This is a genomic window from Planococcus sp. TJ-301 (assembly GCF_058268475.1).
Genome location: NZ_JBZDOH010000001.1, coordinates 1899710 through 1919221, shown reverse-complemented (window position 1 = coordinate 1919221; position 19512 = coordinate 1899710). Strand labels below are relative to the sequence as shown.

The following is a 19512-nucleotide window of genomic DNA, read 5'->3' as shown; positions in this document are numbered from 1 at the left end:
ATTTTAAGTGATTGATTGCGTATCCTATTAGTACTCAGCAGCATACATAAAAAATCCGCTCTTCGATTTTTCGAAGAGCGGATTTTTATTTTATTTCTATAAGTTCTTGCCGCTTGTGGATACCTGTTTCAAGAGCGGAATCACGTGATTCGTGCCTGCTGTTTCCACGGCCGATTCGCGCTTCAGTTCGAAATGGCTGATCGCGTTGCCGATGGTTTCGGCGCGTTTATTGAGCTCCGGGTCGTGCAGGTCGATAAAGTCGATGGTCATCGAATTCTCCGAGATTTCGATGAGGCGCACGGCTTGTTCATCGAGAACGGCGGCGAGCTGCAGGAAATGCCATTGCTCACGCGCGGCGGTGGAGTTTACGTGGTTATGGCCGTTGACGTAGAGTCCGCTGCCGGCTTTTTTGCTCAGGATGTCCCAGATGGGGATATTTGGTGGGATGCTGCGTTTGTCGCGCGTGGAATTGGCCGTGGTGCCGTGGACAGGATGGTGGCCAAAGACGATGAGCGGCTTGTCGCTTGTATTGGCGACGGTGGTTTCGAGCCACTCGAGCTGCTCAGCATCGAGTGTACCGCCCCAGTCGGTGAAATCCTGTTCTCTTGCCGTGTCGAGGAATGCCAAGGCAGCGGTGTCGGTTTCAATGAGCTGGAAGCGCGGCTGTCCGGTTGCAGCCAAAACTTCGCGGCGCGGCATGGCATAGGCGTCGTGGTTGCCAAGGACCTGGACGAACGGTTTTTGGTGGCCGCTGATGATGGCGTAGACTTCCTCGAACTCATGGCGCCAGCCAAAATTCGTCAAGTCGCCAATGGATACGTACAGATCTGCCGGTATCGAAAAGAATTGTTCCAGGAAGCGTGCGTAAAACACATCGCGATCTTCTGCGATATGGGCAGAGCCCTCTTCAAGCGCTGGATAATGCAAATCTCCCATGACGGCAATCCTCATATTCGTCTCCATCCCCTCTCAGTAGTTTCTGTATTCAGTATGGCAGGTGATTGCTGAGCGGCTGTAAAGGGGACGTAAATGTTTGTAAAGTTTATGTGTCGGAATATTCCGGAATTAAAGGAACTATTCTTCAAGTTGTCCGTATAATTAGGAAAGAAGAGACGACGGGAACAGAAACAGGCAAGTTGTTTTAGTGGTGTTCGGGGAAAGGGTGAAGGGGATGGGGTTCTCCAGCTTGTTGTTACAGTTGGCCGGTATTTTGGGCATTCTTTTTGTCTTGGACTGGGTGATTAAAAAATGGTTTGCGATTGATGAGAAAGTGCTTCAAAGTACGCCTGCGAAAAAGATAAAGAGCTGGACCAAGTGGTCGATGGTGATCGCCTTGCTTGCCCTTTACCCGCTTATGGTTCAGGGCGGAGACGCCTATATTTTTTGGTTGCTTATGGTCTATACGGTGATTACCGTGGCGGAAGTTTATTTTGAATGGAAGCTATTGAAAGGGTCGAAAAAATACCAAATGAGTCTTGTGTCATATGGGCTTTTCATGCTCGCCATTCTGGCCATGCTGAGTATCCGTTAATGAAGTCAATGCACAAGAGAAAGGGAGGGGAATCAGGATGGGGCTTACAGCATTCGTGCTCTTTTTAGCTGGAGGTATGGCCATTTTTCTTGGCCTTGAATTTGTTTTGAAAAAATGGCTGAAGATCGAAAAAGTGAAGTTGTCTGAAACAGAAGGGAAAAATATTGAACGTTGGGGAAGTGGCCTTATCTTGGTCGTGGGCTTATGTTTTCTGCCTTTTGCATTAAGTGGGAGTCCTTGGCATATGCTTTGGTTTTGGATCATTTATTGGATCGTCTTCAGCTTTTTTCAGGCATTTTTACAATGGAAATACGCCAAAGAATCAAAGGAATACATAATGACATTGGTTTTTTTGCCTTTCGTCATCACATTTTTATTGCTTATCGCGTTTTGGGGTGAGAACTCTTCTGATTGATGCCAGAAACTGCCAAGTGCAAGACGCTGTCGGTTCTATCTGTTGTTCATTTATAATGGCGGAAAGGGGGACTCGGCATGGAACAGAAATGGCTAGGAACGGCGCAAGCACTTGACCGCATCACGGTGACGGCAAATCCCAATAACGAGCCGGTCACAATCGAAGGGGCGGTGGATGGATTCAGCTGCATCGGCGTCGGCACGGATGCCGCAGTGTTCCAGTCGCTGACGGTTCCGGGCTATGCGTTCAAAATCTACGCAGAAGGCAAGAAAGACAAGCTCGAAGCGGAAGCGGAAGTTTACAACAAGCTCGGCTCGTCGCCGTATTTTTCGGAATGCTACGGCGCAACGGATCGCCTGCTGGTGCTGAAGTTCGAGGAAGGGCTGACGCTGTTCGATTGCCTGCTGCAGGGCGTTCGCGTCCCGGAACAGGTGATCAAGGATGTCGAAAGCGCAAGGGCGTACGTAAGGGAAAAAGGGCTGAACCCGCGGGACATCCACTTGAAGAATATCCTTTTGCAGAACGGCCGCGCCAAGCTGCTCGATGTCTCGGAATACATCAAGCCCGGCAACGATTTCCGCTGGGAGCATCTTTCCAGGGCCTACCGCGAGTATTACCGGCTCATCGACGGCACCCCGATGCCGTTCTGGCTGCTCGATACGATTCGAAAATGGTACAACCAGTGGACCAAAATCGCGCCGTCGTTCGATGAGTTTATGCGCATCGTCTCGAAGCAGGTCAATTACCGGAAATAAAAGCGTCAATAGGAACGGATCCTGCCATTTGGGCAAGGTCCGTTTTTTGCGTTGGTGAGCAAAAAGGCAGCATGCAGGAAGTTTAGCGTCTTTTGGCGAACAATACTCAATAGCAATTTAAAAAAAGGAGGCAGTCCATGTTTGCAGAAGTTAGTGGCGTGTTCAAAAATTACGCGGATGCGGTGTTTGAAAAAGATGTCGAGAAATTTCTTTCCGGCTATGCACCGGATGTCCATCTCTACGATTGCTGGAACAGTTGGGAATATAACGGTGTTGAAGAATGGAAGGCTGCCGTTACGGAATGGTTCAGCGGTCTGGAAGAAGGTATATTGCTGCGAACGGAATTGTTTGATGAATCCCGCAAAGAAAACGCAGAACTTGCACACGTGCAGGGCAGCATGAGTTTTGCTGCAGTGGACGGGGAAGGCCAGGAACTGCGGAAGATGGTCAACCGCTTTACGTTCATGCTGGAAAAAGTCGATGGTTCTTGGCGCATCATCCACGAACATTCATCGCTGCCGATCAGCACAGAAGACGGCAAAGCGATTTTTGGATGAACGCAAGTCTAGTTTTCGGAAAGAACAGAAAAACGCCTTTGGCCCGTTGAAATTCGGCCCAAGGCGTTTTTCATTGAAAGTTCTCTCGTCCTTCATCCGGATGAAGCAGCTGCCGGTTGCCAAACAGCACCAATACCGGGCCAAGGATCGGAATCCAGGCTAACACTTTATTATGCGTGTCCGGATAAAAACGGTAGACAGTATAGACCGACAGCCCCCACAGCACGAACCAGTCCACGCTCATGACCGATACCAGGCTGGAGGCGAAAAAGGCTTCGCGGTAAGCTGCCAGCGAGAAGCCCTGGAGCAGTGTAAGAAGATTGCCCGCCCAAAGCAAAATCAATGCGCTGAGCCAGATGCGCGAAGACAAAAAACGCACGAGCCATTTAGGTGTCCGCAGCTTTTTTTGCGGAGGCTTTGCGCCGAATGCAAAATACGGCAGCAAGGCGAAAGCGCCGATAACGAATGATGCAATCGCTGCCGGCCATGCGGGCCAGCGCTGGCGGTCATTGAGCAGGAGCAGCGTCAAAAAAACTGCCGGAAACAGTCCCAGGGAATTGAACACCGCGAGGACGAGCGGATCAATATCCGCCAATTGCCCACTGAAGATTTGGGACAGCACCGGGTCGCTGTCGCCGCCAGGGGCGAGGAATACAGCATAGCCGATCAACGCTAGCCAAATGGCAAAGAACATCACGGTCATCACCTCTTTTTTAATTTCATCATACAGGACCAGGCCAAAAGCCGCTATGTGGGGCAGGAAATGAGAAAATACCGCAAAGACCTAGGAATTCAAAGGGACGTTGTCGAACTAGTGGATAACGCAAAACAGAGGAGGAAGAAAAATGAACCATTTAACGAAGAAAAGACTGAAAGCGATGCTGATTGACATGGCTGTATCATCTGCAGTGTCTGCTGCATTAGAGCCGCTGGTGAAAACGAAAGTGAAAAGCGGTTTTGTCCCTAACGTCATCATGCCATCCGTTGTGTTATGGAGCTTGGAAGCGGCGGAAATCGGCCTTGCCGGGCAGACGCTCGGCCAGAAAGCGATGGGCATCAAGATTGTCACAACAGGCGGCGCCAAACCGACAACGGGGCAGTTGTTGAAACGTGCGATGCACCGGGATTCGCTCAGCAGCATCAGGTATTTGAAAGATCGCAAAGGATTCGAAGCAAATGGTGGAGCTGTGTATCCGCATGACCGCTACGCCGGGACGCTCGTCAAAGAACTCTAGGCAAAGGGGAGACGCGCCATGAAACTGTACAAGGAATTGGCTGGCTGGTGGCCGCTCATGTCGCCGCATACAGAATACGAGGAAGAGGCGTCATTGTACCTGGAAATCATCAGGCGCCATCATCCGTCTGTGGAAAAAGCAGTGGAATTTGGCTCGGGAGGCGGCAGCAATGCTTTTTACCTGAAACGGCATTTCGCTATGACGCTCAGCGATTTGTCCCAAGACATGCTCGCGGTAAGCCGGAAACTGAACCCAGAGCTGCCGCATCTCCAAGGCGATATGCGCACTATCGACGCAGGCACCGGCTACGACCTGGTGTTCATCCACGACGCCATCATGTATTTCACGGAAACAGCGGATCTGCTTGCGGTGATGGAAAACGCTAGAAGGCATCTGAATGATGATGGCATTTTGTTCATCATGACTGACCAGTTCACTGAAACGTTTCAGCCCACGACGAACCACGGCGGCACCGACGACGGGTATCGCGGCATGCGCTATTTGGAATGGACATTCGACAGCGATCCACTCGATCATGTGACTGAAACGGAATACCTATACATCCTGAAAGACAGCGGAGATATTACGCGAGAGCATGACAGTGCACGTTCCGGCTTGTTTTCCATGCCAGAATGGCAAACACTGCTTGAGCAGGCAGGTTTTCAGGCAGAATTTGAACGTGTCGCGTATTCGTCCGAACCTGGCAATTATTTTGCGATCGTGGCGAAGCTGATATGAAAGAATCCGTAATTAAAATGATTTAATATCTAAAAGGAAATGTGATAGCGATAAACTGAAAAGCCCGTTTCCTCTCAACAAGGAAGCGGGCTTATTTTGTGTTTGGATGATGAAAAGAGAAAAAAGTTCAGTCTCCTGCGCCGGAATTTTGCCGCGCAAGCGCGAGCTGATGAAGTTCAGCAGGCATCGGGCGGCTGAAGTAATAGCCTTGCCCTTCGTCGCATAGTTCATCCCGCAGGAAGGACAATTGGGCAGCGTCCTCAATGCCTTCAGCGACGACACCCATGTTCAGTTTATGGGCTAGCGAGATAATGGTGGACGTAATCGCCTTGCCGTTCAAATCGTTGCTGATGTCCGCAATAAAGCTGCGGTCGATTTTGACGCGGTCGAACTCGAATTCCCGCAAATACCTGAGAGAGGTATAGCCGGTGCCGAAATCATCGATGGCGATAGATACGCCGAGTGCTTTTAAGTTCTTCAAGCAGCTTTTAATCATCTGGGTGTTTTGCATCAAGATGGTTTCAGTCACTTCGAGCTCAACCCATTTTGCATCGAGGCCGGTCTCTTCTAAGATAGCGGCGACTGTCTGGACAAAGTTCTGCTGCTGCAATTGGATGGTGGAAACGTTGATGCTGATTTTGAAAGGCCCGTATCCGGCTTTTTGCCATGCGTTGTTCTGTACGCAAGCTGTACGGAGGACCCATTCGCCGATGGGAACGATGTGCCCGCTTTCTTCAGAAACCGTGATGAAGCGGTCTGGCGGCACCAGCCCCAGTTCCGGATGGTGCCAGCGGATCAACGCCTCCATAGAGCTGATTTTGCCGGTTTTCAAGTCCATGATCGGCTGATAATGCAAAACAAATTCATCATTCTGGATGGCAGATTTCAAGCCTTTCTCAACAACAAGTTTAAAGGCGCTTTCTTTATCCAGTTCCGCGGCATAGACGGTGTAATTGTTTTTGCCGCATTTTTTTGTGTAGTACATCGCTGTGTCCGCTTTTTTGAGCAAGCTATCGACGCTTTCCTCTGTCGCGCTGTTAAAGGCGATTCCGATGCTCGCGGAGACCGACAGGGAATGGCCGGTGACATCAAAAGGTTCAGCTAAGGCTGCATTGAGACGCTGGGCTAATGAAACCGCATCTTCCTCATTGGCATTGGGCATCAGAATGGCGAATTCATCTCCTGCGAACCTTCCGACCGTATCAGTTGACCGGATTTGGTTTTGCAGCCGCTGTGCCGCGATTTTCAGGAATTCATCTCCTACGTGATGTCCCAAAGAATCATTGATGAACTTAAAGCGGTCGACATCCAGAAACAGGACAGCAACCAGATTTTCATTGGTTTTTGATAGGTTCAGCACTTGGTTCAGCCGGTCTTCGAATAATTTCCGGTTGGGCAGCTTGGTCAGCGGATCAAAATAGACCATGTCTTCCATTAGCTTCTGGTGCTCGATTTTTTCGGTGATGTCTTTGGCAATGCCGTACACCCCGGTGATTTCCCCGCGTTGTTTTATCGGAAAGGCGGTGACTTCCAAACTTCTCCGCTGTCCATCTAAGTGCATGACCGCCAGTTCATAACGGGACGAAATGCCTTCTGCCGCCAGCTGGAAATGGCTGAAAGCGATTTGCAGGTCTTCTGGAACGACGATGGGTGCAAATGACATTTCCAGCAACTCATCTGCGCTGTATCCGACCAATTCGGTGCAGCTTGGATTGACGTCGATAAATTTGCCCTCCAGGTCAAATTTAAAAATAGCATCGGGATTGTTATAGAAAAGCGACTCGAAGCGTTCCTGGTTTTCCTGCAGCTGGATTTGAGCGGCCACCTGTTCCGTGACATCAATGATTGTGCCGCATGTCAGCGTCCGGCCGTTCTGGAGCATTTTTGAAGCATGCACTTCTACATACTGCAAAGTACCGTCTTTTCTAAGCGACCTCACACGGTAGCGGTCTTCTTTAGCGCTCCCATTGAGCCGTTCATTGACACTGGCTTTGACAATGTGCAAATCTTCGGGGTGAATCAAATCAGATAATGATACTCCGCCGCCCATCATTTCCTCTTCTGTATAGCCGTTGAGATCGCAGAGCTGCTGGTTTACATAGGAGAAAGAAGGACCGTCTAAAATATACATGGCCACCGGTGAGTTCTGGATCATCGCATCAAACATTTCTTTATGATAAGGATCAAACGCAAAAGATTCTTCGCTAGACCTTGTATTGCTGTTCGTCTTTTTCATGAGCATTGCCTCCTGGCGGTAAAAATTTACGGGTAAATAGGAATGGATCTATTCTGTGAGCCGCTTTTGGGATTAGATTCACGGAAACGGGTTGAGACGGATTTGGATGGAAGAAAATTATTTACTATAAATGTAAATAAAAAAAGTGAATTCACTAAAATTTCTTCCTATTTAAAGTTGATTATACGTCAAATGCCCTTGAAACGACAATGTAGAATGCATAAAAAACAGCGCTAAGCGTTTTGATGTACGGACCTAAAGCAAAACGGGGCAATAAAGAAAATCCCCGCCAGAAGGCAATGCCAGCCTGTCGAGGATTTTTTGGAGTTAAACGAATCCGGGTTGAGGCAGGCCGGTTTTCAGCATAAGTGTAAACTGCTCCGCCGACAGCGGCCGGCTGAACAAATAGCCTTGAATTTCATCGCAGTCGAGTTTCTGCAGCGCCGCCAACTGGGAAGCCGTCTCGACGCCTTCTGCAATCACAGACATGTCCATGCTGTGAGCCATGGAAATTATTGTAGCGACAAGCGCTTTGTCAGCGTGGCTATTTTCTATGTCCTGGACAAACGGCTGCGCAATTTTTAAATTTGAGACAGGAAAACGTTTCAGGTACATCAGAGAAGAATAGCCGGTGCCGAAATCATCAATCGCGATGCCAATGCCCAGTTTCTGCAGCGCCTCCATTTTAGCAATGGCTGCTTCGGCATCGTAGACTGCGACCCCTTCTGTAATTTCAAGTTCTAAAGAAGAAGCGGGAAAACCGGTTTTTTCCAATGCCGTCCCGACGATATCCAAAAGGCTGTTATCCAGAAATTGCAGAGGCGACAAGTTTACGGCTAATTTCAAATGGCGATGTCCATTGTCATGCCAAAGTTTGGCTTGCCGACAAGCGGTAGTGAGCACCCATTCGCCAATCGGCAAAATCAAGCGCGTTTCTTCTGCAAGCGGGATGAATTCGCCAGGAGAGACGATAGCGCCGTCAGCGGATTGCCAGCGGATTAGTGTTTCCATGCCGGTCACCGCACCGGTCGCCGCATTGACTTGCGGCTGGTAATGGAGAAAGAATTCCTCGTGGAGCAATGCCCTGCGCAGCCCGTTTTCCAGTTGGATCTTGCGGCTCAGCGTAGCATTCATGTCTTCCGAGAAAAACTGGAAATTGTTCCGTCCCTGTTCTTTTGCGTGATACATGGCAATATCGGCGTTTTTCATCAATTCCTCGGTCGTCCGCCCATCTTCGGGAAAGACGGCAACGCCAATGCTCATAGAAATATTCAAGTCTTGCCCATTGACGGTGACGGGCTGTTCGACGACGGCCTGGATGCGGCTGATGAGCGGAACGATGTTTTCTTCTTCAGAGATCTTGTTCAGAATGAGAGTGAATTCATCGCCGCCTTGGCGGGAAACGGTATCTTCTTTACGGAGGACCTCCGTAATTTTTTTGGAAAAGCTTTTCAGAAGCATGTCGCCGAATTCATGCCCATACGTATCGTTAACGTTCTTGAAACGGTCTAAATCGACGAAAACGACGGCTACCTTGTGGGAATGGAGCCGCGCTTCGGCCATGGCAACTGTTAGCTTATCAAGGAAAAGGCGGCGGTTCGGCAATCCGCTTAAAACATCATGGTACGCCATATGCTTCATCTGATGCATCGCTTCGTACAATTGTTCGTTTTTGACGCTGAGCTCGGATGTGCGCTGGCCGATTTTCTGCTCGAGCTTTTCATTTAGCCCATGGTATTGATCGAGCAGTCTCCGGTTTTCGGTGAGCGTTAAAACCTGGCGGGCAATGATCAACAGGATTAAAACTGCAGCACCGGCAATCAAACCGTTCATGCCATTTTTTTGTTCGAAGATCATGACCACAAATAAAATCGCCATGCTCAAATAGGGCAACAGCAGTTCAACGCCAGAACTTATTTTGTCGAGCGGCGGAGCCGGTGAAGATATTACTTGTTCTTCAAGCGCAAACAGGCCGGCAAGTGCCATCAGCAGCAGTGCGAGCGACCATAGCGGATCATAGATGGTCCCGGAAAAGTAGCTGCCGGTTGCTGTTGTGTAAAGGTAGATGCTGTCAGCGGCAATCTGGATTAACAAGCTGGCTGCTATCAAATTCAGAACATTGCGGGAGAAAAGCGGGAAAGAGCCTGTGTAAAAGCTGATCAGGCCGAACAGCAGCATTAGGCTGCCGATGGGATAGCTGGCGGAAACGATAAGCGCTAAAACAGAAGCCGGTCCGATTATGAGGTCACGAATGATGAAATGCCAGCTGAGCGCAGTGAACACGGCCATAATGATGCCCATGTCAAAGATGACTTTTAACGGCTGCAGATTTCTCCGTACCTGCCAAAGATGGTACAAAATCGCGGCCAGATAAAAAGCGACTTGCAGAAAATAGAACAGGTCGGTCCATCCCGGGTATTGTATTTCTTTCCCGAGGACGTTTTCTGTGTAAATCCACAGGCCTTCCGCTATCACGTAGCTTAAGCAGCCGAGAGAAACCAGCAGCCAGAAAACTTTTTCCTTGCCGGAAATCTTTCGGTAAACAGCGAACAAGACGGCAGCTGCAACTAAGGGCGCGAAAGCGGAAACCAAATTGATCGCCAGCAAAGTGGCCGGGTCATTGGCTGTACTGTGCAGCACCAAGTAATAGAAAACGCCGATGTGCAGGACTATGTACAGCATGAAAGCATTTTTGATGGATAAACTGGTAATGGCGTTTCACCTCCTTATTTTTTTGAAATGAAATGGCTAGGAATAAAAAATTGTTTTGAAAGTATATTTTTCCTTATTATAGTTAATTATTCCTTAAAATGGAATAAGTTTATTCGCATTTGGAAAACAAAAGAATGGGTTTTTATTCCTTTATTAAGCCTGAAAAGCCAAGGATAAAAGCGGCAAGCGGATTAGTAACATCTACGCCGGATGGAAGATATACTGATGCTAGGGCATTTAAAGTACATACGGAAGGGACGGATGAAGATGGAGAAATACCGCATTGACCAAAGCAAAGGGATGGAGTTCGGCATTTATACGCTTGGCGACCATTTGCCGGATCCGCACACGGGCAACCGCATTACTGCGGGGCAACGGATCAAGGAAATCATCGAAATGGCAAAGCTCGCGGACCAAGCCGGGCTGGATTTCTTCAGCGTCGGCGAAAGCCATCAGGAATTTTTCGCCACACAAGCGCATACCGTCGTGCTGAGTGCGATTGCGCAAGCAACGAAGAACATCAAGGTGGGAAGTTCATCGACGATCATCAGCACATCCGATCCGGTAAGGGTATACGAGGATTTCTCGACGATCGATTTGATTTCGGACGGACGTGCGGAAATCATTGCGGGACGCGCTTCGCGCATCGGGCTTTTTGAACTGCTCGGCTATAATGTCCATGATTACGAAGAATTGTACGAAGAGAAATTCAATCTTCTGCTGGAGATCAACCGGCAGGAAAAGGTCAATTGGAGCGGAAAATTCCGCGCATCGCTGCGCGACGCCGAGGTCATCCCGCGCCCGCACAATGGGTCATTGCCGATTTGGCGGGCAGTCGGTGGCCATCCGTCGAGCGCCATAAAGGCCGGACAGGCAGGCGTGCCGATGATGCTCGCCACACTTGGCGGGCCGGCTGAAAGTTTCGGGCATTCGATTGATGTTTACCGCGAAGCATTAGCTGAAAACGGCTTCGATCCCGCTGAGTTCCCGGTCGCAACTGCCGGCTTTTTCAACGCGGCCGAAACGACGCAGCAGGCATTCGAAGAAAGTTACCCACATGTGGATAAAGGCATGATGCGCACCAACGGCCGAGGTTTTCCACAGCCTCATTTCATGCAAGGCGCGCATCCCCATCATGTGATGAATATCGGCAGCCCGCAGCAGATCATCGAAAAGATTCTCTACCAGCACGAAGTGTTCGGCCACCAGCGTTATATCGCCCAAATGGATTTCGGTGGCGTACCGTTCGGCCGGATCGAGCGCAACATCGAGCTGATTGCGACCGAAATTTTGCCAGCTGTGAAAAAATTCACCGCCATAAAATAACTACAAAACCTAAAAACGGCTCATCCGCAGGGGATGAGCCGTTTTTTCGCGTTCAATCGAATTCTTTCTTTTCCCATTCATCATCCGGAATCTCCAGGTCTTCTCCTGAAAACCGTTCTTCTTTGAACGGGTCGCCGTTCAGGTGGAAGCCGTTCTGCTCCCAGAATCCAGGATGGTTCTCGTCGACAAACTCGATGCCGCGCACCCATTTGACGCTTTTCCAGAAATACAGATGCGGCACGACAAAGCGCAGCGGATAGCCGTGCTTGGCCGTCAGCGGTTCGCCGTCCAGTGAATGGGCGAGCAGCACATCTTCGCGGTCCAAATCGCTGAGCGCGACATTCGTCGTGTAATCGTAATCGCCGTGGAGCATGACATATTGGCTGTTTGGCGTAACGCCGAGCGCTTTCATCAAGTCCTGAAACTTCACGCCAGTAAAGGAATTATCAAAGCGCGACCAGCGCGTCACGCAATGGATGTCGCGCTGCACCGTCGTTTGCGGGAGCTCCAAAATATCGTTATACGACAGCGTCACTTCCTGCTCGACGCGGCCATAGATTTTCAGTGTCCAGTCGTCCATATTGTATTCGGGCACTTCGCCTTCGTGCAAAACTGGAAAGCGCTCGGTCAGCACTTGCCCGGGCGGCAAGCGGTCAGCGAGTGCCGGATCGGCCACCGGCACGCGGGTCCGTTTGATGCGGTCTGCTTTGTTCAACTTCATCTAATCACTCCTCCACACAAAAAAACTCCCCCTCGCGAGAGGAAGAGTTAGGCGCAAAAGCAAGAACAGACTCTCCCTCATCTCTCAAAGCATCGCTGCTTTGTTGGATTTGGCACCATACTAGTCAAACTAGCGGTTGCCGGGCGTCATAGGGCCAGTCCCTCTGCCTCTCTTGATAAGGTTACGTAGTTTTATGTAATTTTTCTGATAAGACTTATTCTATCCAATTGGCCACGGGATGACAATGATGTTGAAGAATTTATTCGAATAAAACTTTTTAGAACGCCGTTCAGATAGAAAAAAACGGCTTTCTTCTATATAAAGAAAATTGGGCAGGTGGACGGATCACAGGGCAGAAAAAAAGAATTTTAAGTTTTTTTAAAAAAGAGTGATCTAAAAATGAACCACGTGCGTTTTGTAGTCAGAATCAAATAAAACACAGAGAAAAAGGAGATGTTCATTTATGAAAGTCAACAAATTATTAGTAGCTCTTCCACTTACACTAGCCCTATTGGTGCCGACAGCGGCATTGGCTGACAGCCACGGATCATCACATTCAACTCCAGCGTCTAGCGAAGTTGGAGCAGGAACAGCAACACCAGCGGGCGAACTTCGCATCGCACTTGATACAGTTTTAACGGAGCATGCATTCTTAGCAGTAGAAGCAATGAGAAAAGGCGTTGACGGAGCAGAAGACTTCGACCAGGCATCTGGCGCATTGTTGGCAAACGCTGACGATTTGAAAGCGGCAGTCGCTTCTGTATACGGTGAAGAAGGCGCAGCTCAATTCGACGAGATCTGGAAATCGCATATCGGCTATTTCGTGGATTACGTAACAGCAACAGCAAATGACGATCAAGCTGGAAAAGACCAGGCTTTGGCTGAACTTGAAGAATACAAAACAACACAATCTGAATTCTTCGATACAGCAACTGAAGGACGTTTGCCAGCAGCAGCTGTGAGCGAAGGCTTGGATATGCACATTGACCAGTTGATCAAATCGTTTGACGCTTACGTTGCGGGAGACTTTGAAACTTCATATGCTCTTGAACGCGAATCAATCCAGCACATGAGCATGTTCGCTGAAACTCTTTCAATCGCAATCACTGACCAATTCGCTGATAAATTTGAAAACACAAACCCGGACACACCGGCAATCGATCTACGCGCTTCTTTGAACACAACGTTCACTGAGCATGCTGGATTAGCGGTAATGGCAATGCAAGACGGTGCTGATGGCGCTGAAAGCTTCGACACGGCAGCTGCTTCTTTATTGGCAAATGCTGACGACTTAACTGCTGCAGTAACATCCGTTTACGGCGAAGAAGCTGGAGCAGCATTCGACGAAACATGGAAATCACACATCGGTTACTTTGTAGATTACGTAGTAGCAACAGGTGAAGACAATGCTGAAGGGCAAGAAAAAGCAAAAGCTGAACTTGACGAGTACATCGTTGAACAAGCAGCACTTCTTGATGGCGCAACTGAAGGCCGTGTACCTGCTGCAGCACTTGAAGAAGGTTTGACTGCACACGTAAGCCAATTGCTAGCATCATTCGATTCTTATGTAGCTGGCGACTATGACGCAGCATACAGCTCTATGCGTGAAGCATACGCGCACATGACAATGCCTGCAGCTGGTCTATCAGCAGCAATCGTTGACCAATTCCCTGAGCAATTCGGTGAAGCAGCAATGCCATCTGAAATGCCTAAAACAGGAATGGGCGGCACTGAGTCATCAACATTGCCATTCATGTGGATCCTTGCAGGATTAATGCTTGCTGGATTGACAACTACGATCGCATTACGCACACGCAAACAACAGTAATCGCAGCATTTGAAAAAGCTAGCCTTAATCGGCTAGCTTTTTTTGTTTTATACTAGTGATTTCTATATGGATCGATGAAGCAGAGAAGTAAAAAAGCATGCACCTGTTGACTACGGGGTACATGCCATTAACCAAACTAAGTCATCTAATTTAATATTCTCATTAAAAGTGTCAGCAGCCTAATCATTATCAAGAGAATAAACGGCAGCTTTCAGGTTCATCCCGTATTCGTTTAAAGCCGGTTCATTGTCTTTAACAATGAAAATCAATAAAAATTTTTTCTCAAAAAGAAAAGCATAAGTATTTTTCAGCCTTCATTATTAATGCTTTAGTTTAAGGAATAATTATTCCGATTTTTCTATACTAGAAAAATAAAAACTTATGGGATAAGAGATTCAAAGGTTTTTTACTTACTCTTTGTTATCCTGATAAGGATATAACTTAATGCCTTGGTTTTGGAAATTTTGCAAAACTGAACATCCAGCAACGTGAATGTGAAAGGAAATTGAAAAAATCACTTATTATTAAGTTTCATCCGGTTCAAGAAAAGATGGGCATTTAATGGAGAAAACTTGATGTTTGAACGTTTGAAAACAATTATCAGCATTCGCAAAGGGAGACAGGAATAACTCGAACGCTTGAAAAAGCTAGCTTAATCGGCTAGCTTTTTTGTGTATTAAAATTCTTTTGGAAGCATAAGCTTCAACGCATGCTGCTTTAATTTCCCACTATTAATTTCCTATCAAACCAGCACAAAGCAACATTTCACTCATCTCTGAAAATCTGATGAAAAATTATATTGATTTAACCTACTTTTAACTTTGAGCAGTAATAATAAACTTATCAACTGTTAGTTATTTACATAATTTCGCATCTAAAGAGAGGGGCGTTTATTATGATGATTGACATCCAAGCTTCAAACATCACTATCATTGAAACGAAAGATCACTGGGATAAGGTAGTAAATGAATTTCCTGTGAAGGATGTTTACTATACTTATGAATATTGCGAATGGAATGCAGAAAAAGAGAATGGACAGGCAAAGCTCGTATTCTTTGAAAATAATCTAGGAAGGGTCATTTATCCTTTTATCCTGCGAGAGATTAACCATTATACAGCAAAACCAATCTACGATATCACCACTCCATACGGATATGGGGGACCGTTGATTTTTGGGAATGCGAAAGTTGTGGAAGAATTCACTAGCCGATTCCATGCGTATTGCTTGGAAAAAGATATTGTTTCAGAAATCGTTAGGCTGCACCCTCTCTTGAATAATGCCAGTTACCTAAGCGGTTACTGCAATTTAAATTACATCCGCAAGACCACTGCTGTCGATTTATCAGGAAGTTTATTGCAAATCCAGCAACAATACAGCCAAATGACTAAGCGGAATATTAAAAAGGCTTTATCCAACGATCTCTATTGCAAAAAAGTTGATAAGAGCGACGAAAATATTGAAATTTTCTTGAACTTATATAATGCAACTATGAAGCGCAAAGAGGCAGCCGATAGTTATTATTATTGCTTTTCGGCTATCCAAAAACAGCTTGTAGATACCCTCGTCTCCAAATCATATCTCTTATTTGTATACTTAGGGAAAAAAGTCATAGCTGCAGCCATCCTCTTGGCCACAAAATATTTTGCCCATTACCATTTGGGTGCTTCGGACAAAAACTATTTAGATCTGCGGCCAAATAATTTGCTCTTCAACTTCATGGTGATATTATCCAAAAAAATGAAGTGCAAATTATTGCACTTAGGCGGTGGTTACCGGGAAGGAGATAGTTTGTTCCAATATAAAACATCTTTCACCAATGGCAATAATTACAAATATTTTTTGGGGACAAATATTTATAATCCGGAGATTTATGCTGAATTAGTAGCCATGACAGCAAGCCGGTCCCTCTCAGTAGACGGCTATTTCCCGTTATATCGGAGCATTTGAGAGTGAGCAAGATGATTGGTCAAGCTTGATAATACTTGGGAAGAGGTGGCAGGTATGAACATTCAAGGGAAAAAAGTGACGCTGCGGGCTTTGGAAAAATCCGATATGGAGAGTTTGAGAAGTTTTCATAACGATCCGGATATCGGTTATTTGCTTGGAGGGTGGTCCCACCCCATTTCGTCGGACCAGCAGAACAAGTGGTTTGACAGCCTAGCATTTGACGGCCATCACTTGCGTTTTGCAATCGATACCCCCAGCGATGGCTTTATCGGCATTTCAACCATAACGAACATCGATTTCAAAAACCGTTCCGCTTACCATGGCATCCTGATTGGAAAAAAGAATATGCAGGGCCACGGATACGGACGGGATACAGTGATGGCGACCATGAAATATGCATTCGAAGAACTGCAGCTGCACCGTTTGGATGGAGATATTGTCGAACATAATGTCCCATCTTATAATCTCTACGTCCAAAAATGCGGATGGCGGGAAGAAGGCAGAATACGTGAGCATGCCTATAGGAACAACCGGTACTACGATCGGATTATCGTGGGCATCCTAAAAAGTGAATATGAAGAACTTTGTGGGCAAAGCAATTACTGGATGGAAGAAGAAAGTGGACAGCCAGTAAATCGCTGAAGCGGAGCAACGATGCTGAAAGGGCGGGGAAAATTCATGGCCGGAAAACTTGAGGGAAAAGTAGCTGTAATCACTGGCGGAGCGGGCGCGCTTGGAAGAAATACCGCGGAACTTCTACTGCGGGAGGGAGCTAAGGTGGCGTTAGTCGACATTAACCAAAAGGCTCTGGACGCAGTGGTCGAAAGCCTGAGCTCCAAAGGAGAGGTGCTCGGCTTGGCATCGAATTTAAGCGATGAACAGGAAGTCGCGCTTTATGTACAGCAAGTCATCGAAAAATGGGGAAGAATCGATGTGTTTTTGAACAACGCTGGCATCATCGGAAAAATTGCGCCGCTGATTGAGCAGACAATAGAAGATTTTGAAGCGGTTATCAATATTAATGTGCGCGGCGTGTTTTTAGGGCTAAAGCATATATTACCTATTATGTCCGCTCAAAAAAGTGGCAGTGTCATCAACACTTCTTCCGTTTCCGGCCTTATGGGCAGCAGCGGCAATTCTCTTTATTCGGCTTCCAAACATGCCGTTGTCGGCCTTACTAAAACTGCGGCACTGGAAGTAGCCAAAGATTCGGTCCGTGTTAATTCCATCCACCCTGCGCCTTTGGATTCAGCTATGATGAAGGCGATTGAAGAAGCACTGAACGCTGACGACCCTTCAGCCGTTAGAAACAACATTTCGTCGCGCATTCCACTGGGTCGCTATGGAAGTATGGAGGAAGTTTCTAAGCTAGTTTTGTTTTTGGCTAGTGATGATTCTAAGTTCATTACTGGAAGCCAGTACCGAATAGACGGGGGCATGGGAGCGCGCTGAATAAACCCGTTAATTCGATGGCGAAGTGATGAAAAATAATTTCTATCTAGATAGTAACTATTAGATCAGCGTTCTCCATACGAAATGGCCGCGGCATTCATTCGGAAACTGGCTTGGGAATAATCTCATCTTAAGCATTTACCCTACGGTCCGAAATAGTTCGAAGGACTTCGGTGTCCAAGTTTGCAAAATTCCATTCAACATCCAGAAAAAAGCCCTCTATTGGAGGGCTTTTTTCTTTGCTGAAATCCCGTTGGCTCTTAAGAATGATTTCAATAATAATAATCATTCATTCATGTAGAACCGGACTGCTCTGCCGGAAGATTATCGGTTTGCATTTCGCAAAATTCAACATACTATGTTTAGCGTCGGCCCTCCTGGTAGTGACATGGCGATATTTACGGATTTAGTGAATTTACTTGAAACAAGCGCGGCAGAGGACAAAAAGGTTCTTGACTTCTTAGGCAAGGATGTCGATGAATTTTGTGATGAATTTATGCGTGCAGCAGCTACCGGTACTGAAAATTAGCGGGACAAGTTAAACAAAGAGTTCATGGAAAAATTTAATAGGAAGGGGCAATAATGATGCGGGGCTTATTAAAAAAATGATAGGTGACAAAAAAGAGTACAGGCCGCAGCTGGCCAGGGTGGAAGCGTCGCCTGAAGACTACCGGTTCGTGTTTAAAAAAATCCAAGGATATATGTGTAGCTTAGCGAGAGGAGACGGACCTGACATGTTGAAAACGCAGCACGAAATGCTTGGGTTGTTTGAAGCTAGCGATCTAGACGGCAAGCACGTTCTCGACGTAATAGGTGAAGACGTTGCAGGCTTCTGCGACGATTTTTTGAGCGACATGAAAAAGTGGACTGATAACTTTCGCGAAAAACTTAACCGTGACATGATGGGGAAACTCGGGAGAGGGAACGATTCTATTTAAATATACCGCACTTCTAATGGGAAAAAGAACGGGACGGATGAGGTTTTGTGACTGCATTATTTTGCCTTCTGTCTTGCTCGAAACCAGCTGGAGAAGAAAGTGATGAAGCATTTTAAACGAAAAAACAGCAGGACCGCCGGTTTCCCGGGATTCTGCCTATTGCTGTGCTTCTGTTTTTTCGGACTCTTTCAAGTCCACATCAACCGCTGTTACGTAGTAGCGCTTGTTGGGATCCTGTTCGATTTCGATATTCTTGCGGTCGAACAACGACACAGTGGCAATTTTTTTGCTTTCGCCTGTTTCGATGTCTTCCTCGTAGACGCGATAGCCGATAATGGCATCGTCGCGCACTGCGTGCCAAGAAAGGCTGAACGAAGTCGCCTCGACGTTTGTCGGTGCTTGGGGCGCTTTCTGGACAACAGCAGAATCGGAAACAAGTTCTGCGGAAACGACAAGACGCTCTTCGTGTGATCCGATCGATCGGTTAAAGTCGCCAGTACACGTAATCAAATTGATCATGCGCTTATCCGAAGGTCCGAAGATTTCTTCAATCGGCGCTTTGTCGGTCTGATAACTCACTTTTTCTTTTATCTCGAAAACCATTTTCCGTCCATCTTTGTCTGTGACGGCTACGGTTTCACCGATTTTCACATTCTGCAATTCGTAGAAAACAGCAGGGCCAGTCAAACTGTCAACGTGTCCGGCAAGAACGGAATGCCCTTTGGCACCGGTCTTGTAGCCAGGCTCGAACCATCCCACCTGGTCGACGTCTTCAGGGACGCCCATCTCACCGTTTTCAAGGATGCCGGTCGGCTCAATCGCTGTGTCAACGCCTATCGATGGAATTTCAATCCGAGCAGGTTCCATGCCTCGGATGCTTTCCTGGCGCTCACGTTGCAGTGTCTCCAGCTTCTCCCGTTGGGCAGGAAGGATGGGGAACTCTGCGATTTTGTCGGTCTTTTCCGCCGTTACGGTTTTGGTTTCCGCCGCCAATTCGGACGGAGGTTCAGCTTCAGTGACAGTCTTTGAGCCATCTTCGTACGGTTTCATAATAAAGAACAGGATCGCAGAAAGAAGCACTGCGATGCCCATTGGAGCATAGGTCTTCATAGTCCATCCT

19 protein-coding genes and 1 riboswitch are annotated in these 19512 nt (G+C 47.4%); of the genes, 13 read left to right on the top strand and 6 right to left on the bottom strand.

The genetic code is table 11. The annotated features are described in order from the left end of the window. Nucleotides 1–96 precede the first annotated feature (96 nt). Nucleotides 97–963, bottom strand: coding sequence for a metallophosphoesterase family protein (locus AC4EHJ_RS09405; protein ID WP_490975298.1), 867 nt, complete (start codon nt 961–963; stop codon nt 97–99). Between the two features lie 223 nt (nt 964–1186). Here AC4EHJ_RS09405 and AC4EHJ_RS09400 point away from each other — a divergent pair, with 223 nt between their 5' ends. From AC4EHJ_RS09400 to AC4EHJ_RS09385, 4 genes are all read left to right on the top strand, one after another. Then, entirely contained in the window at nt 1187–1531 is a 345-nt protein-coding gene (locus AC4EHJ_RS09400; protein ID WP_490975297.1) for a hypothetical protein, read from the top strand. A gap of 37 nt (nt 1532–1568) precedes the next feature. Next, nucleotides 1569–1946 carry a DUF4181 domain-containing protein gene (locus AC4EHJ_RS09395; protein WP_490975296.1) on the top strand — a complete coding sequence of 126 codons (378 nt, stop codon included), beginning with the start codon at nt 1569–1571 and terminating at the stop codon, nt 1944–1946. A 77-nt stretch (nt 1947–2023) separates the two neighbouring features. Further along, nucleotides 2024–2701, top strand: a complete 678-nt coding sequence (locus tag AC4EHJ_RS09390; protein ID WP_490975295.1) for a protein kinase family protein — start codon at nt 2024–2026, stop codon at nt 2699–2701. Nucleotides 2702–2838: 137 nt separating this feature from the next. Then, the gene (locus tag AC4EHJ_RS09385; RefSeq protein WP_490975294.1) at nt 2839–3258 is read left to right on the top strand and encodes a YybH family protein; all 420 of its coding nucleotides are present in this window, start codon (nt 2839–2841) and stop codon (nt 3256–3258) included. A gap of 70 nt (nt 3259–3328) precedes the next feature. Here the strand turns inward: AC4EHJ_RS09385 and AC4EHJ_RS09380 are convergent, their stop codons facing one another. Then, nucleotides 3329–3952 (bottom strand): hypothetical protein, encoded by a 624-nt coding sequence (locus tag AC4EHJ_RS09380; protein ID WP_490975293.1) that lies wholly within the window; start codon nt 3950–3952, stop codon nt 3329–3331. Nucleotides 3953–4103: 151 nt separating this feature from the next. Here AC4EHJ_RS09380 and AC4EHJ_RS09375 point away from each other — a divergent pair, with 151 nt between their 5' ends. Further along, nucleotides 4104–4493, top strand: a complete 390-nt coding sequence (locus tag AC4EHJ_RS09375) for an RDD family protein (protein ID WP_490975292.1) — start codon at nt 4104–4106, stop codon at nt 4491–4493. A gap of 18 nt (nt 4494–4511) precedes the next feature. Beyond that, on the top strand, nt 4512–5231 hold the full coding sequence (locus AC4EHJ_RS09370) for a class I SAM-dependent methyltransferase (protein WP_490975291.1): 720 nt from the start codon (nt 4512–4514) through the stop codon (nt 5229–5231). A 127-nt stretch (nt 5232–5358) separates the two neighbouring features. On the opposite strand, the gene AC4EHJ_RS09365 is transcribed toward AC4EHJ_RS09370, so the two are convergent. Then, the gene (locus AC4EHJ_RS09365; protein ID WP_490975290.1) at nt 5359–7467 is read right to left on the bottom strand and encodes a sensor domain-containing protein; all 2109 of its coding nucleotides are present in this window, start codon (nt 7465–7467) and stop codon (nt 5359–5361) included. 327 nt (nt 7468–7794) lie between these two features. After that, nucleotides 7795–10149, bottom strand: coding sequence for a putative bifunctional diguanylate cyclase/phosphodiesterase (locus tag AC4EHJ_RS09360; RefSeq protein WP_490975289.1), 2355 nt, complete (start codon nt 10147–10149; stop codon nt 7795–7797). Between the two features lie 297 nt (nt 10150–10446). Between AC4EHJ_RS09360 and AC4EHJ_RS09355 the strand changes: the two genes are divergently transcribed. Further along, complete coding sequence (locus AC4EHJ_RS09355; protein ID WP_490975647.1) at nt 10447–11505, top strand: LLM class flavin-dependent oxidoreductase; 1059 nt, start codon at nt 10447–10449, stop codon at nt 11503–11505. 52 nt (nt 11506–11557) lie between these two features. Here the strand turns inward: AC4EHJ_RS09355 and AC4EHJ_RS09350 are convergent, their stop codons facing one another. After that, the gene (locus tag AC4EHJ_RS09350; protein ID WP_490975646.1) at nt 11558–12220 is read right to left on the bottom strand and encodes a sulfite oxidase-like oxidoreductase; all 663 of its coding nucleotides are present in this window, start codon (nt 12218–12220) and stop codon (nt 11558–11560) included. Nucleotides 12221–12300: 80 nt separating this feature from the next. Continuing rightward, nucleotides 12301–12408, bottom strand: a riboswitch (SAM riboswitch). 281 nt (nt 12409–12689) lie between these two features. Between AC4EHJ_RS09350 and AC4EHJ_RS09345 the strand changes: the two genes are divergently transcribed. The 6 genes from AC4EHJ_RS09345 (at nt 12690) to AC4EHJ_RS09320 (ending at nt 18392) form a co-directional block, all read left to right on the top strand. Next, nucleotides 12690–14054 (top strand): copper amine oxidase, encoded by a 1365-nt coding sequence (locus AC4EHJ_RS09345; protein ID WP_490975288.1) that lies wholly within the window; start codon nt 12690–12692, stop codon nt 14052–14054. A gap of 895 nt (nt 14055–14949) precedes the next feature. Then, on the top strand, nt 14950–16002 hold the full coding sequence (locus AC4EHJ_RS09340; RefSeq protein ID WP_490975287.1) for a GNAT family N-acetyltransferase: 1053 nt from the start codon (nt 14950–14952) through the stop codon (nt 16000–16002). Between the two features lie 54 nt (nt 16003–16056). Next, complete coding sequence (locus AC4EHJ_RS09335) at nt 16057–16644, top strand: GNAT family N-acetyltransferase (protein ID WP_490975286.1); 588 nt, start codon at nt 16057–16059, stop codon at nt 16642–16644. A 12-nt stretch (nt 16645–16656) separates the two neighbouring features. Then, nucleotides 16657–17454, top strand: a complete 798-nt coding sequence (locus AC4EHJ_RS09330) for an SDR family NAD(P)-dependent oxidoreductase (RefSeq protein ID WP_490975285.1) — start codon at nt 16657–16659, stop codon at nt 17452–17454. Between the two features lie 313 nt (nt 17455–17767). Then, entirely contained in the window at nt 17768–17983 is a 216-nt protein-coding gene (locus tag AC4EHJ_RS09325) for a DUF1048 domain-containing protein (protein WP_490975645.1), read from the top strand. Between the two features lie 76 nt (nt 17984–18059). Next, complete coding sequence (locus AC4EHJ_RS09320) at nt 18060–18392, top strand: DUF1048 domain-containing protein (RefSeq protein WP_490975284.1); 333 nt, start codon at nt 18060–18062, stop codon at nt 18390–18392. Nucleotides 18393–18548: 156 nt separating this feature from the next. Here AC4EHJ_RS09320 and AC4EHJ_RS09315 read toward each other — a convergent pair whose 3' ends face one another. Continuing rightward, complete coding sequence (locus AC4EHJ_RS09315; protein ID WP_490975283.1) at nt 18549–19502, bottom strand: class F sortase; 954 nt, start codon at nt 19500–19502, stop codon at nt 18549–18551. Nucleotides 19503–19512: the final 10 nt, after the last annotated feature.

Bases quoted from the DNA above. Each gene is read 5' to 3' on its own strand.
- AC4EHJ_RS09385 (WP_490975294.1), top strand. From the start codon at position 2,839: ATGTTTGCAGAAGTTAGTGGCGTGTTCAAAAATTACGCGGATGCGGTG.
- AC4EHJ_RS09315 (WP_490975283.1), bottom strand. From the start codon at position 19,502: ATGAAGACCTATGCTCCAATGGGCATCGCAGTGCTTCTTTCTGCGATC.
- AC4EHJ_RS09395 (WP_490975296.1), top strand. From the start codon at position 1,569: ATGGGGCTTACAGCATTCGTGCTCTTTTTAGCTGGAGGTATGGCCATT.
- AC4EHJ_RS09390 (WP_490975295.1), top strand. From the start codon at position 2,024: ATGGAACAGAAATGGCTAGGAACGGCGCAAGCACTTGACCGCATCACG.
- AC4EHJ_RS09370 (WP_490975291.1), top strand. From the start codon at position 4,512: ATGAAACTGTACAAGGAATTGGCTGGCTGGTGGCCGCTCATGTCGCCG.
- AC4EHJ_RS09340 (WP_490975287.1), top strand. From the start codon at position 14,950: ATGATGATTGACATCCAAGCTTCAAACATCACTATCATTGAAACGAAA.
- AC4EHJ_RS09355 (WP_490975647.1), top strand. From the start codon at position 10,447: ATGGAGAAATACCGCATTGACCAAAGCAAAGGGATGGAGTTCGGCATT.
- AC4EHJ_RS09380 (WP_490975293.1), bottom strand. From the start codon at position 3,952: ATGTTCTTTGCCATTTGGCTAGCGTTGATCGGCTATGCTGTATTCCTC.
- AC4EHJ_RS09345 (WP_490975288.1), top strand. From the start codon at position 12,690: ATGAAAGTCAACAAATTATTAGTAGCTCTTCCACTTACACTAGCCCTA.
- AC4EHJ_RS09330 (WP_490975285.1), top strand. From the start codon at position 16,657: ATGCTGAAAGGGCGGGGAAAATTCATGGCCGGAAAACTTGAGGGAAAA.
- AC4EHJ_RS09360 (WP_490975289.1), bottom strand. From the start codon at position 10,149: ATGCTGTACATAGTCCTGCACATCGGCGTTTTCTATTACTTGGTGCTG.
- AC4EHJ_RS09335 (WP_490975286.1), top strand. From the start codon at position 16,057: ATGAACATTCAAGGGAAAAAAGTGACGCTGCGGGCTTTGGAAAAATCC.
- AC4EHJ_RS09375 (WP_490975292.1), top strand. From the start codon at position 4,104: ATGAACCATTTAACGAAGAAAAGACTGAAAGCGATGCTGATTGACATG.
- AC4EHJ_RS09405 (WP_490975298.1), bottom strand. From the start codon at position 963: ATGGAGACGAATATGAGGATTGCCGTCATGGGAGATTTGCATTATCCA.
- AC4EHJ_RS09365 (WP_490975290.1), bottom strand. From the start codon at position 7,467: ATGAAAAAGACGAACAGCAATACAAGGTCTAGCGAAGAATCTTTTGCG.
- AC4EHJ_RS09320 (WP_490975284.1), top strand. From the start codon at position 18,060: ATGATAGGTGACAAAAAAGAGTACAGGCCGCAGCTGGCCAGGGTGGAA.